Annotated in this window: 15 protein-coding genes and 1 pseudogene; 10 read left to right on the top strand and 6 right to left on the bottom strand. The window is 56.9% G+C overall.

What is annotated here, in order from left to right; genetic code table 11:
- From ABX75_RS28785 to ABX75_RS24080, 8 genes and pseudogenes are all read left to right on the top strand, one after another.
- The coding region (locus ABX75_RS28785) for an RHS repeat domain-containing protein (protein ID WP_144419323.1) at nt 1-1,091 on the top strand (1,091 nt) is incomplete at its 5' end.
- 1 nt (nt 1,092) lies between these two features.
- Nucleotides 1,093-1,476: a hypothetical protein gene (locus ABX75_RS24095; RefSeq protein WP_052202182.1), complete on the top strand. Its 384-nt coding sequence runs from the start codon at nt 1,093-1,095 to the stop codon at nt 1,474-1,476.
- 410 nt (nt 1,477-1,886) lie between these two features.
- Complete coding sequence (locus tag ABX75_RS29235) at nt 1,887-2,294, top strand: hypothetical protein (protein WP_177329710.1); 408 nt, start codon at nt 1,887-1,889, stop codon at nt 2,292-2,294.
- 25 nt (nt 2,295-2,319) lie between these two features.
- A complete protein-coding gene (locus ABX75_RS24085) occupies nt 2,320-2,718 on the top strand; it encodes a hypothetical protein (protein ID WP_309295756.1) in 399 nt (132 codons plus the stop codon).
- A gap of 82 nt (nt 2,719-2,800) precedes the next feature.
- Nucleotides 2,801-2,953, top strand: a pseudogene (locus ABX75_RS30115) (hypothetical protein); the annotation flags it as partial.
- The gene (locus ABX75_RS29805; RefSeq protein ID WP_236238710.1) at nt 2,950-3,096 is read left to right on the top strand and encodes a contact-dependent growth inhibition system immunity protein; all 147 of its coding nucleotides are present in this window, start codon (nt 2,950-2,952) and stop codon (nt 3,094-3,096) included. The pseudogene ABX75_RS30115 and the gene ABX75_RS29805, both read left to right, overlap by 4 nt.
- A gap of 553 nt (nt 3,097-3,649) precedes the next feature.
- A complete protein-coding gene (locus ABX75_RS29800; protein ID WP_256203875.1) occupies nt 3,650-3,919 on the top strand; it encodes an RNase A-like domain-containing protein in 270 nt (89 codons plus the stop codon).
- A complete protein-coding gene (locus ABX75_RS24080) occupies nt 3,916-4,224 on the top strand; it encodes a contact-dependent growth inhibition system immunity protein (protein ID WP_047882792.1) in 309 nt (102 codons plus the stop codon). Before ABX75_RS29800 ends, ABX75_RS24080 begins: the two co-directional genes overlap by 4 nt.
- Before the next feature lie 138 nt (nt 4,225-4,362).
- Here ABX75_RS24080 and hemB read toward each other — a convergent pair whose 3' ends face one another.
- The 3 genes from hemB to ABX75_RS24065 form a co-directional block, all read right to left on the bottom strand.
- Nucleotides 4,363-5,337, bottom strand: coding sequence for a porphobilinogen synthase (hemB, locus tag ABX75_RS24075; protein ID WP_034112899.1), 975 nt, complete (start codon nt 5,335-5,337; stop codon nt 4,363-4,365).
- 117 nt (nt 5,338-5,454) lie between these two features.
- Nucleotides 5,455-6,297, bottom strand: a complete 843-nt coding sequence (locus ABX75_RS24070) for a PhzF family phenazine biosynthesis protein (RefSeq protein ID WP_047882791.1) — start codon at nt 6,295-6,297, stop codon at nt 5,455-5,457.
- Between the two features lie 3 nt (nt 6,298-6,300).
- Nucleotides 6,301-6,999: a glutathione S-transferase N-terminal domain-containing protein gene (locus ABX75_RS24065; RefSeq protein ID WP_034096867.1), complete on the bottom strand. Its 699-nt coding sequence runs from the start codon at nt 6,997-6,999 to the stop codon at nt 6,301-6,303.
- 254 nt (nt 7,000-7,253) lie between these two features.
- On the opposite strand from ABX75_RS24065, the gene ABX75_RS24060 reads away from it, so the two are divergent.
- Both ABX75_RS24060 and ABX75_RS24055 read left to right on the top strand, forming a co-directional pair.
- The gene (locus ABX75_RS24060; RefSeq protein WP_040267882.1) at nt 7,254-7,955 is read left to right on the top strand and encodes a hypothetical protein; all 702 of its coding nucleotides are present in this window, start codon (nt 7,254-7,256) and stop codon (nt 7,953-7,955) included.
- Between the two features lie 44 nt (nt 7,956-7,999).
- A complete protein-coding gene (locus tag ABX75_RS24055) occupies nt 8,000-9,055 on the top strand; it encodes a permease (protein ID WP_034096865.1) in 1,056 nt (351 codons plus the stop codon).
- A gap of 156 nt (nt 9,056-9,211) precedes the next feature.
- Here the strand turns inward: ABX75_RS24055 and mnmH are convergent, their stop codons facing one another.
- The 3 genes from mnmH to ABX75_RS24040 all read right to left on the bottom strand — a co-directional run bounded on the left by mnmH (nt 9,212) and on the right by ABX75_RS24040 (nt 12,193).
- The gene (gene mnmH / locus ABX75_RS24050) at nt 9,212-10,315 is read right to left on the bottom strand and encodes a tRNA 2-selenouridine(34) synthase MnmH (RefSeq protein WP_047882790.1); all 1,104 of its coding nucleotides are present in this window, start codon (nt 10,313-10,315) and stop codon (nt 9,212-9,214) included.
- On the bottom strand, nt 10,315-11,349 hold the full coding sequence (selD, locus tag ABX75_RS24045; RefSeq protein ID WP_034112891.1) for a selenide, water dikinase SelD: 1,035 nt from the start codon (nt 11,347-11,349) through the stop codon (nt 10,315-10,317). The genes mnmH and selD overlap by 1 nt, the downstream gene beginning before the upstream one ends.
- Nucleotides 11,350-11,443: 94 nt before the next feature.
- A complete protein-coding gene (locus tag ABX75_RS24040; RefSeq protein ID WP_034112889.1) occupies nt 11,444-12,193 on the bottom strand; it encodes a TerC family protein in 750 nt (249 codons plus the stop codon).
- Nucleotides 12,194-12,207 lie beyond the last annotated feature (14 nt).

Genomic DNA, 12,207 nt, shown 5'->3' with positions numbered 1-12,207 from the left:
TCGTCGCCGGCAACCGCCTGCTGATCCAGGGCGACCGCCACTACACCTACGACGCCTTCGGCAACCTGACCCAGGAACGCCGCGGCAAAGGCCAGCAACTCGTCACCGAATACCGCTATGACAGCCAGCACCGGCTGATCGAAATCACCCGGCCTAACGGCCAAACCGCCAGCTACCGCTACGACCCATTTGGCCGACGTATCAGCAAAACCGTCGACGGCATCACCAGCGAATTTTTCTGGCAAGGCGACACACTTATCGCCGAACACCAAGTGGGCCGCCACCGCAGCTACCTCTACGAACCCGACAGCTTCCGGCCGCTAGTCCTACTGGAAGGCTTCGGTCCAGACCACACCCAGCCCTACCACTACCAACTCGACCACCTCGGCACACCCCAGGAACTCACCACCCCCGAGGGCGATATCGCCTGGTCCGCCCACTACCGCGCCTACGGCGAAATCGCCCGCCTCGACGTAGGCAAACTCGACAACCCACTGCGCTTCCAGGGCCAATACTTCGACGAAGAAAGCGGCCTGCACTACAACCGCCATCGCTACTACAATCCGGATACTGGTCGCTACCTGACGCCGGACCCGGTGAAGTTGGCGGGTGGGATCAATGGGTATCGGTATGTGCCCAATCCGACGGGATGGGTGGATCCGCTAGGGCTAAGCCCATGCCCTGGTGAAGATAAATGCAAGCCGAACAGCAATGCTGAAAACTCTTTTGTAAAAACTACTGTCGACAAAAGAATACCGCTAAGCCAAATCAGCACAAACAATGCGCCTGTAATGGGCTACCACAAGGAAATTTATGCTAATAAATCTATTAAGCCGGAAGAAACCACTCAAAAATGGGAAAAGTTTCTAGGGCCTGGGCCACATTCAAACATCCATCCAAGAACGGGCACCCCTGATAGTGACAGAATAGTTTCTAGCGACGCGAAAAGAAGTATTCGTTACGGCGCTCATGAGATGAACAGTAAGCCGAGCAAACATCACTATCATGAGGAAACGTGGACGCTAGAGCTTAAAAGCAACACAATGAACGTGAATAACACAGTTGTCAGAGTCCCACTATCGAAGAAGTGAAATGAAAATACATATTACCGAAGCATTTTCTGTGAAAGGCACTTTATATGTGAAATTCCAATCGCCATCTGGAAATGCCACTGCGCTATGGAGCGGAACCGCTCCAGAGAACAATGAAATTCTGGATGTGGAATTCGATCTGGATGATGTTTTTTCCTGGGGGAAGAACATCAAGCTTTCGAACAAGAAAACACCACATATCACCACTATAAATGGCGTCACCCAAATAACGGCTGAGATGATTAAAAATCAGGATGAAGAATGTGCAGCATTAAAAATCAACGACTCAATCATCCTTATTGACCTTGAGAAACCGATAGCTGAAAAAACAGGTTGGGTTCAAGTGAGCACAGCAAGAATCCGGCTCTACCCCACGAGTATCTGAACGATACTTGAGTTCACACCACCACTATCTATCTCCAAACATAGGCGACAGCGCTTAAAACCACGTTTAGGGCTGCTACGCAGCCCAGCGCAGGGCAAGCCTGCTTACCACAACAACAGGCTCAAGTTCCCAGCAAACTTACGGGGCTCATTCCTAGGATATGAGCGTCGGCGTAACGCCGCCTCTTCACACTCTCACCCTCTAGACCGACCGCAATCAATCGACCTAATAGGACAAACACGCAAAATCCGCACCTTAACGAAAACTTAAATTGGTTCAAGGTAAAATTTGACAGGAATGATAATAGCCGACCATTCACAGCATTCCCAAGCGAGAAGAAATGATGTTGAAAAACCCATTCACAAATGCACCTTTCGATGCGGACCTCAAGTGGCTTATTGGAGTATTTGATGTTTATGATCAAGAGGAAAGCCGCGGCAAAGAACTGGAAAAATACAACCCGAACGAGAAAAGCGACAGAGAGCAGGGCCTTAAAGCAACGTTCTATAGATGGAACAAACCCAACCACCAGGGAAATAGGGCCTGTAGCCTCCAGCTCACAATTTAAGTCTTGGAAAATGCAACTTCACGCCATAAATAAGGCGATAGGTAGAATGCAGGGGAATGCGCCATCTCCTACAGGTTTCGATGGAATAGGTAACCCTGTGGTCGTGGTAGAGCTACCCGGAGCAGGACGTGGCTACAAACCCAACAGCAAGGACGTAAACAACCCGAGGCACATTGAAAATATGAATAGAGCAGAGATTAGATTCGATAGAAACAATATAACCAGACCATTCACCGCATTCCCTAAGTGAACTCACAATGCTGAAATGCCCATTCATGAACACGCCTTACATTCCGAACATCTCTCACATAATCGGAGCCTTATCGATATACGACCTTGAGAGCACAGTTGGAAAAGAATTATGGAAATACGACCCAAACAATGAAAAAGATAGAGAAAAAATTATAACCTCTTATATTTTTAAAGATCTTATGCATCTATCATACAGACATCGCTTTGTACTGATATCTGCACTACGTGATGCATTAGACAACCCCAAGTTTGACTTCTCGAAACCATTCGAAAGCGATTACGACGAATATATAACTATGACCTGGAATGAAACAGAAATCGCCAACCCACGAGGCTTCTTCGCCGACATTTATAGGCTCGCCAACGAAGTCTGGAAAGACGACCTCCAAAAAGCCAGCCTTGAAGACCAGTCAACGTGGTAACACCACCACTCCCTCTCACAACCCACTCCTGTGGCGAGCGTTCATTACCACACTCTCCCCCCACTAAACCGACCGCAACCCACTCCCCTGCGCTGCGCCGACGCGGGTAGGGCTGAGCGTTATAAGAGGCACAAGAGACTCAGTCCCTGTCTATAAGTTCATGCTAATACTAATAAAAAAACCCAAGATGCCCGATGGTTACCTACTACTAACTGGATATCCAATAGAAAAATGAGTGAACAATTAACCGAACTTCAACAATTTTTTGGTGCTTATTTTAACCAAGACTGGCCAGAGGAACATGCAACAGCTGACGACGTCATTGATAGTTTCCTACTAGACTCATCCAAGGAAGTTATCATGTCAGTAAAAAATTAGATTATAGATCTAATTAACTCTTACCAAAACGAATCAGACTTTCTGGAAAAGCTATTGCACGAGCAATATTGCTACTATTACTACCCCCATGAGTGGACGTCTGGACCGCTGTGGCTGAACCACATAATTCACAAATTCGACAGCTACCTGTCCGAAAAGCAAAACCAATAAAGATATTTAACCAGAGAAAATAGCGAAGCACTTAAAAGGCAGCTCATCACAAGCAATCTCATTCACAGCGGGCCGTGAAACCGCCCCTGTCAGGGCGACGTGATATCTCGGGGGAAGGTGCCTGGTTTAGGGCTGCTACGCAGCCCAACGCAGGGCAAGCCTGCTCACCACAAAACAGGCTCAAGGCCCGAGCACGCTTACGGGGTGGATAGATCCGCTGGGGCTGAGCTGTAAAAAAACGAACTGCCCTGAGGGGCCGTATAGCGTAATAGTGCCAGGAGGAGGTTTAGCCGCACACGAAGCGGCAGGAGGACATCTGATGGAAAAGCACGTTGGGAGAACTAACAAATAGTTGCTTGACCGTTTGAAGCAGTAACCAAACATCCCTGCGGCCTCTACCTTTCACGACCGGACCTCAGCAGAGCTCGCTATATCAAGTGCAATCAACGAAAACAAAACTAAAACTAATAACTTTCTCAAAGGAAGCAACAACCAGTTGGTGATCATCCAAAAGCCCAAAGAACCAATAGGCACCAGTATTAAAAAGAAAACTACAACACCAGTTCCAGGAAAAGAAATTTACTTAATCATTCGAAGAGACAAAAACATGCCCAATGGCTACCGCATACACACAGGCTTTCCAAACCCATGAACCAAGACTACCCTGAGTTACAGCAATTTCTCGCTGGATATTTCAATCAAGATTGGGTGGATGATCACAAAAGCGCAGATGGCGTGATTAATTACTTTATCTCTGACTCCTCTGAAGAGACAAAGACGATAGTGCAACGAGAACTGGACAGATTAATTTCCACTGAGAAAACCGAGAAAGAACTTGAAGACTTTCTATTCTCCGAGATGGGTTGCTACTACTATTACCTCAACGAATGGAACGATGGCAGAACATGGTTAAAACATGTTGCATCAGCATTAAGTAACGGCAACCCTAAAAAATAGCGCATTCAATGGAAAGATTTATTAATTATGGGAATATTATTTACCGTCAAATAAATTAGTCTTCTATTTGCAAGTCATGGGCTGCTACGCAGCCCAACGCAGGGCAAGCCTGCTCACCACAACGGTCTCGCGTTGTCTTCAGATCCCCGCCAACGCCAAATCCATCGCAAAGTACGTGAAGATCAAATCCGCCCCCGCACGCTTGATTGACCCCAGCGTCTCGCGCACTACTCGATCCTCATCAATCGCCCCCGCCTGAGCCCCAAACTTGATCATCGCGTATTCACCGCTCACCTGATACGCCGCCACTGGCAGGCGCGAGGCTTCGCGGATGTCGCGGATGATGTCGAGGTAGGCGCCGGCCGGTTTGACCATCAGCGCGTCGGCGCCTTCCTGTTCGTCGAGCAGGGATTCGCGCACGGCTTCGCGGCGGTTCATGGGGTTCATTTGGTAGCTTTTGCGGTCGCCCTTGAGCGCGCTGCCGCCGGCTTCGCGGAATGGTCCGTAGAGGGCCGAGGCGAATTTGGTGGAGTACGCCATGATCGGGATATGGGTGAAGCCGGCGTCGTCGAGGGCGCGGCGGATGGCCTGGACCTGGCCGTCCATGGCCGCCGACGGTGCAATCACATCAGCACCGGCGCGGGCGGCGGCCACGGCTTGTTTGCCGAGGTTGACCAGGGTCGCGTCGTTGTCGACGTGGGCGCCGTGCATCACGCCGCAGTGGCCGTGGTCGGTGTATTCGCAGAAGCAGGTGTCGGACATCACCACCATCTCCGGCACGGCGTCCTTGATGATCGAGGACATGCGCGAGACCAGGCCGCGTTCTTTCCAGGTGTCGCTGCCATTGGCGTCCAGATGGTGGGACACACCGAAGGTCATCACCGACTTGATGCCGGCACGGGCAAACCGCTCGATCTCGCCGGCCAGTTTTTTCTCAGGGATGCGTCGCACGCCCGGCATGCTGGTAATCGGCACGAAGTCGTCGATTTCTTCCTCGACAAAAATCGGCAGCACCAGGTCGTTGAGGGTGAACTCGGTTTCCTGGAACAGACCACGCAGCTCCGGGGAGCGGCGCAGGCGGCGTGGACGGGCTTGGGGGAACTGGCTGGTCATGGCTTTCCTGAAAAAATGGCAGAAATCTTTGGGGCGAAAGCTTATGCCCCTTGGCCCCGGCAGCACAAACGCCGAGGGGCCAACAGTGTATTGCCAGGGGCGCAATAATGTATTGATCTAGAGCTGTAGACGCCCTTCGATGCACACGGCGACTGCGCCACCGACCCAGATTTCATCGCCTTGACGTTCAACGCGAATACGCCCCGCACGCCCCATGGCCGTGCCCTGACTGACCACGTAGCACGGCGGCGCAAGCCCTTCGCTGAGCAGCCATTGCGCGACGCCGGCATTCAGGCTGCCGGTGGCCGGGTCTTCCTGGGCGCCATCGCCTGCGACAAAAGCACGCACCTCAAACTGCGCGTCCACGTCGTCGCGTACCGGGTTGCACGGGGCGATCACGCCGACGGCTAACCCCAATAGCTGTGAATAGTCCGGCTGCAACGCCAGGAGCTGGTCACGATCAGCCAACATGAGCGCAAGCCACCCTGCACCATTGTCGACCCACTGACTGCGCAGGATGCTGTCCGGCGGCAGCCCCAACCCCAGGCGTACACGCTCAAGCAGCGGCGCGTCGACGGCACCGGAGCGTAACAACGGCGGCGCAATAAACGCCAACTCGGCGCCTTGGCGACGGATACGCACCAGGCCGATTTCACACTCCTGGATAATCTCCTCGCCTTTGGGCACGCCGCCAGCCTGGAGCCATGCGTGGCAAGTGCCCAGCGTCGGGTGGCCGGCGAACGGCAACTCCTGCAACGTGGTAAAGATCCTTACTCGGTAGTCGGCACGAGGGTCGCGCGGAGTCAGCAAAAACGTGGTTTCACTGAGGTTCGTCCACTTGGCGAAGTCGGCCATCTGTTGGTCGCTGAGGCTGTCTGCACCGAGGACGACGGCCAGCGGGTTGCCCTTGAGCGATACGCTGCTGAATACATCCAGTTGTTTGAAATCGAAAGTCGGCATGGATCAACTCGGAATATTCAGGCCACGGATCACGGCCGGGCGTGCGACAAAACCGTCGAGCGCGCGCAGGACGTTAGGGAAATCGGCAATGCCTACCAGATCGCCGGACTCATAAAAGCCGATCAAGTTACGGATCCAAGGGAAGGTGGCGATGTCGGCGATGCTGTAGTCATCGCCCATAAGCCAGGTGCGGCCCAGCAGGCGTTTTTCCAGCACCTGCAGCAACCGCCGCGACTCGGCGGCATAGCGATCGCGGGGACGTTTGTCTTCGTAGTCCTTACCGGCAAATTTGTTGAAGAACCCCAGCTGGCCGAACATCGGGCCGATGCCGCCCATCTGGAACATCAGCCATTGGATTGTCTCGTAACGGGTGGCCGGGTCTTCGGAGAGCAACTGGCTGGTTTTTTCCGCCAGGTAAATCAGGATCGCCCCCGACTCGAACAACGCCAGCGGCTGACCGCCCGGGCCGTTGGGATCGATGATCGCGGGGATCTTGTTGTTGGGGTTCAGAGACAGGAACTCGGGGGACAATTGGTCCTGAGTTTCGAAATTGATCTTGTGCGCCTCATACGGCAGGCCCAGTTCTTCGAGCATGATCGAGACTTTGACGCCGTTGGGCGTAGGCAGCGAATACAGTTGCAAGCGTTCGGGGTGCTGTGCGGGCCATTTGCTGTTGATCGGGAATGCGGCAAGTGCGTTCATCGGGACAGTCCCTGAGGCAGAAAGCCCTCATGATAGTCATCCCCGCGCTGTCGTGCATGGGTCATCAATGCGCAACATCGCCTGGCTATTATCCCGTCCGGGCGAACCAATACGCCCCGCCGCACTCTTAAAGGCGCTCATAGGGTGAAGGGAGGCACCTGGCTAGATAGACAAGGAACACCTCGGGACGCACGTGCGTCACTGGGGCCAGGCGTGTCCGCCTTAACGCGACGCATGAAGACTCGAACCTAAAAATGACGATCAAGCCTCTGCGCCTTGTGCAACGACTCAAACGCTATTCCTACATCACGTTACCGCTGCTGCTGGTCGGCGGTGCCACAGCGGCCCTCCTCGACGCGCCGGAAAGCCGCGCTCAGCCGGTGGACGGCGTGCAGACCTTGGTATTCCTGCGCCACGGCGAAAAACCCGCCGGCGGCCTGGGCCAACTCAATTGCCAGGGCCTGAACCGCGCGATGAACCTGGCCACGGTGTTGCCGGAAAAATTCGGCCCGGCGGATTTTGTGTTCGCCGCTAACCCGACGCGCAATGTCGAGGAAGGCGAGCTGGATAATTCCTACAGCTACATTCGCCCACTGATGACCATCAGCCCCAGCGCCATCAAGCTGGGCCTGCCGGTCAACATCAATTTCTCGGCCAATGACACCAGCGACCTGGCCGATGAGTTGGTCGAAGACAAATACCACAACGCCACCATCTACACCGCCTGGTCCCATGGCTATCTGCCGGAGTTGATCAACAAGGTGGCGAGTGAGGCGTCGGGCGAGAAGCACACCATCACCGACGACTGGTCCGGCAGCGACTACGACACCCTTTACGTATTGACGCTGACCTGGCACAACGGCAAGGCCTCGTTGCTGAGCCGCAACTACAAACAGGGCCTGAACGACGGCGAACAGAACTGCCCAGAGCCGACACAGGTGAGCGCCGACAGTTGACAGCGTATGATGCGCGGCTATCGACTCATCTGCGGATCATCCCCATGTCCAACCTTCTCTCCACCCAGCCCGTCCGGGGCTGGTCGTTCTGGTGGAAACCGGCGCTGTTCCTGCTGGTGGCCTGTGTCGGCCTCTACTACGTCAAGTGGTCGCCCTACTACTTCAAGGCGTTTGTGGCCGCCGACAACCACAGCATCGGCGCCTCGATTCTCAATGATCAGCAAAGCTCGCCCCTGGCGGCGGCGTTGGCCTATGCCCAGGTGTATTTCCTGGCGATCTGGAAAGCCGCAGTCCTGGCGGTAATCCTCGGTTCGCTGCTGCAAGTGCTGATCCCGCGCGACTGGCTGCTGCGCCTGTTCGGCCGGGCCGGGCTGGGCTCGACCGTACGCGGCGGGCTGTTTGCCTTGCCGGGGATGATGTGCAGCTGCTGCGCGGCGCCGGTGGCGGCGAGCATGCGTCGGCAACAGGTGTCGGTGGGCGCGGCGCTGGCATTCTGGATCGCCAACCCGGTACTGAATCCGGCGACGCTGGTGTTCATGGGCTTTGTGCTGGGCTGGGGGTTTACCGCGCTGCGTCTGGTGGCGGGCATTGTGCTGGTGGTGGGGGTGTCGTTGGTGGCGCAGCGCATCGCACGCCCCGATCAGGTACCGGAAGCCGCGCTGGAAGCGGTGGCCGATGTGAGCCAGGTCGAAGCTCAACCCTTTTTCAGCCGCTGGATGCGGACGCTGTGGCAGCTGTTCTGGAGCACCATTCCGGTGTACATCCTGGCCGTGCTGATCCTCGGTGCCGCGCGGGTGTGGCTGTTCCCTCACGTAGACGGAGCCATGGCCAACAGCCTGGTGTGGCTCGTGCCGCTGGCGATCGTCGGCACATTGTTCGTTATTCCTACGGCGGCCGAGATCCCTATCGTACAAACCATGATGACCCTGGGCATGGGCACCGGCCCGGCCGTGGCCTTGCTGATGACGTTGCCGAGCGTGAGCCTGCCGTCCCTGCTGATGCTGCGCAAGGATTTCGACGCGCGGGTGCTGGTAACGGTGGCCGGGCTGACCATGCTGATGGGCGTGGTGTGCGGGTTGATTGCGGTGGTGGTGCTTTAAACATGCGGTGGGGGGGCTGAGGGCGCTATCGGGGGCAAGCCCCCTCCCACCTTTGATAGCTATCGCCTGGGCTGGGTCAACTGAGCCTTAACAGACTGGCATTAGGGCAAGCCCCCTGCCACAGGCAACGCGGCGCGATAGGCCCCGGTATCCCCCTCACTCGCGCCGCGTACTGCGCTCGCGCAAATATTCCACCACTGCCCCCTGCTCGCCCGCAAATTCGATGCGGGCGCCTTTGCTTTCGCGCTGGAAGGCGTACATCGGGTCGTAGTACTCGCGCAGCAGGCCTTCGATCCAGCCACGGTGCAGGTCCACGGCGCCGCTGCGCGCCTGTTCGGCCAGGGCGTCCTGCAGAATCGCCTGCAAGCGTTGGAACCGTTCGCCCCCGAGGCGCTTGTGGATATTGGCCAGGCTCTGGGTCAGCCGCTCGCCGAACAGCGTCTGGCCCTGTTCGCCAAACGTGGCAATGAACTCGGCACACAGGTCAACCACGTAGTCGCGCAGGATACGTTCGACGCGCCCTTGCAGGCTGTCTTCCAGCCACACCATCGGATACGTTTGCATGCCTTTGTGCAACGGCAACGGCAGCGCGCAACTGCCTATCATGCGGCTTTCGTCCTCCACCACGAACTGCTCGATACCGGCCGCGCGTTTTTTCAGCAGGTCCACAGCCAGGCGATTCTCGAAGTCGATGTTGGACGGTTGCGCCGTGGCCCGTTTGCCGAAGCTGGAACCGCGGTGGTTGGCGTGGCCTTCCAGGTCCAGGGCGTTGCGCAAGTGGCCGAGGACTTCGGTCTTGCCGGTGCCGGTCATGCCGCCGAGCAACACAAAATCACACTGTTGGGTGCCTTGCTCCATGGTTTCGAGCAAAAACGTACGCATGGCTTTGTAACCCCCGCCGACGCGCGGGTAGTCGATACCGGCCTCTGTCTTGAGCCACTGCTGCACAATCTGCGAGCGCAGCCCGCCACGAAAGCAGTACAGATAGCCATCAGGATGAGCCTGAGCGAACTGCGCCCAGCGTTCGATGCGCTCGGCCTTGATCGCGCCGGATACCAGTTCATGCCCCAGGACAATGGCGGCTTGCTGGCCTTGCTCCTTGTAGCAGGTGCCGACGCGCTGGCGTTCGTCATCGGTCATCAGCGGCAGGTTGACCACGCCCGGAAAGGCGCCTTTGACGAACTCCACCGGCGCGCGGGTATCCATCATCGGCCGGTCGTTAAGGAAAATGCTGCGATAGTCGGTGATGTCAGTTGCCATCAAACCACCTCTACCGCGTGGGTCTGTCGCTCGACCAGTTCACCGATAGGCGCCAGGTTCAGGCCCAGTTCGGCGGCCACAGCGTGGAAATCGGCGTCGCCTTCGGGGGTGACCGCGATCAGCAGGCCGCCACTGGTCTGCGGGTCGCACAGCACGCGCTTGTGCAGTTCCTGCAAACGCCCGAGCTTGCTGGCGTAGCTGTCGAAGTTGCGCAGGGTGCCGCCGGGCATACAGCCCTGGTCTAGGTAGTCCTCGATCCCCGGCAGGCGTGGGACATTGGCGTACTCGATGCGTGCGGTCAGGCCGCTGCCATCCGCCATTTCCACCAGATGCCCCAACAGGCCGAAACCGGTGACATCGGTCATGGCGGTGACGCCGGCCAGTTTACCGAAGCGGCTCCCGGGCTTGTTGAGGGTGCACATCCAGTCGCGAGCCAGGCCGATATCGGCCTCGCGCAACTTGCCCTTCTTCTCGGCCGTGGTGAGGATGCCGATGCCCAGGGGCTTGGTCAGGTAGAGCCTGCAGCCGGCGGTAGCGGTGTCGTTGCGCTTCATATGGCGCTTTTGCACGATGCCGGTGACCGCCAGGCCAAAAATCGGCTCCGGCGCGTCGATGGAGTGCCCGCCCGCCAGGGGGATACCGGCCGCATCGCAGACCGAGCGACCACCACGGATGACCTCGCGGGCCACTTCCGGGGCCAGCACATTCACCGGCCAGCCCAGGATCGCAATGGCCATCAATGGATCGCCACCCATGGCGTAGATATCACTGATGGCGTTTGTGGCGGCAATTCGACCGAAATCGAAGGGATCGTCGACGATCGGCATGAAAAAGTCGGTGGTGGAGACCACACCGCGCTCGTCGTCGATGGCGTACACCGCCGCGTCGTCCCGCGAAGCATTGCCCACCCACAGGTTGGGGTCGAGGTTCTGCGCACCGCTGCCGGCGAGGATCACTTCCAGGACCTGGGGTGAAATCTTGCAGCCACAACCCGCGCCGTGGCTGTATTGGGTAAGGCGAATCGGCTCGTTCATGCTGGACCTCAAACTATCAAGTGCGCGGATTCTACCAGACAGCAAAAGGCCGGCTGGGCTCTTATGAGCACAGCCGGCCTGTTTGTTTCAGGGTTTACTGACGCGCAGCGAGCAAACGCTTATGGCGGTTGCGCCGGGCGATATTCAGGCACTCAATGGCCGCCGAGAACGCCATGGCTGCGTACACATAGCCTTTAGGCACATGGGCGCCAAAGCCTTCGGCGATCAAAGTCATGCCGATCATGATCAGGAAGCCCAGGGCCAGCATCACCACCGTCGGGTTGTCGTTGATGAACTTGGCCAGCGGTTCGGCCGCGACCAGCATCACGATCACCGAGGTCACCACGGCAATGATCATGATCGGCAAGTGTTCGGTCATGCCCACCGCCGTGATGATGCTGTCGATGGAAAACACCAGGTCCAGCAACAGGATCTGCCCGATGGCCGCCGCAAAACCGATGGTCACGGCGTTGCTGGTGCTTTCTTTCTCTTCGGGCTCCGGGTCCATGCTGTGATGGATCTCGGTGGTAGCCTTCCACACCAGGAACAGGCCACCGGCGATCAGGATCATGTCCTTCCACGAAAACGCCTGCCCGAACACCTCGAACACCGGCGCAGTGAGCTGCACGATAAAGGCGATGGTGCTCAACAAGCCCAGGCGCAGGACCAGGGCCATGCTGATACCGATGCGCCGCGCCTTGGCCCGGTGCTTCTCCGGCAATTTGTTGGTGAGGATCGAGATAAAGATCAGGTTATCGATGCCCAGCACGATTTCCATCACGATCAAGGTCGCCAGGGCGATCCACGCGGTGGGGCTGGCGGCCAGTTGTACAAGGTAATCCATAGGTCAGTCCTGGT

This window comes from Pseudomonas sp. ARP3, assembly GCF_001029595.1.
Lineage (GTDB): Bacteria > Pseudomonadota > Gammaproteobacteria > Pseudomonadales > Pseudomonadaceae > Aquipseudomonas > Aquipseudomonas rhodesiae.
This window is presented reverse-complemented; position numbering and strand designations above follow the sequence as displayed.

What these genes read in the sequence shown, in the direction of transcription:
- ABX75_RS24040 (WP_034112889.1), bottom strand. Translation starts at nt 12,193, where the DNA reads ATGGATTACCTTGTACAACTGGCCGCCAGCCCCACCGCGTGGATCGCC.
- ABX75_RS24095 (WP_052202182.1), top strand. Translation starts at nt 1,093, where the DNA reads ATGAAAATACATATTACCGAAGCATTTTCTGTGAAAGGCACTTTATAT.
- ABX75_RS24055 (WP_034096865.1), top strand. Translation starts at nt 8,000, where the DNA reads ATGTCCAACCTTCTCTCCACCCAGCCCGTCCGGGGCTGGTCGTTCTGG.
- selD (WP_034112891.1), bottom strand. Translation starts at nt 11,349, where the DNA reads ATGAACGAGCCGATTCGCCTTACCCAATACAGCCACGGCGCGGGTTGT.
- mnmH (WP_047882790.1), bottom strand. Translation starts at nt 10,315, where the DNA reads ATGGCAACTGACATCACCGACTATCGCAGCATTTTCCTTAACGACCGG.
- ABX75_RS24065 (WP_034096867.1), bottom strand. Translation starts at nt 6,999, where the DNA reads ATGAACGCACTTGCCGCATTCCCGATCAACAGCAAATGGCCCGCACAG.
- ABX75_RS24070 (WP_047882791.1), bottom strand. Translation starts at nt 6,297, where the DNA reads ATGCCGACTTTCGATTTCAAACAACTGGATGTATTCAGCAGCGTATCG.
- ABX75_RS24080 (WP_047882792.1), top strand. Translation starts at nt 3,916, where the DNA reads ATGAACCAAGACTACCCTGAGTTACAGCAATTTCTCGCTGGATATTTC.
- hemB (WP_034112899.1), bottom strand. Translation starts at nt 5,337, where the DNA reads ATGACCAGCCAGTTCCCCCAAGCCCGTCCACGCCGCCTGCGCCGCTCC.
- ABX75_RS24085 (WP_309295756.1), top strand. Translation starts at nt 2,320, where the DNA reads ATGAACACGCCTTACATTCCGAACATCTCTCACATAATCGGAGCCTTA.
- ABX75_RS29235 (WP_177329710.1), top strand. Translation starts at nt 1,887, where the DNA reads ATGTTTATGATCAAGAGGAAAGCCGCGGCAAAGAACTGGAAAAATACA.
- ABX75_RS29805 (WP_236238710.1), top strand. Translation starts at nt 2,950, where the DNA reads ATGAGTGAACAATTAACCGAACTTCAACAATTTTTTGGTGCTTATTTT.
- ABX75_RS24060 (WP_040267882.1), top strand. Translation starts at nt 7,254, where the DNA reads ATGACGATCAAGCCTCTGCGCCTTGTGCAACGACTCAAACGCTATTCC.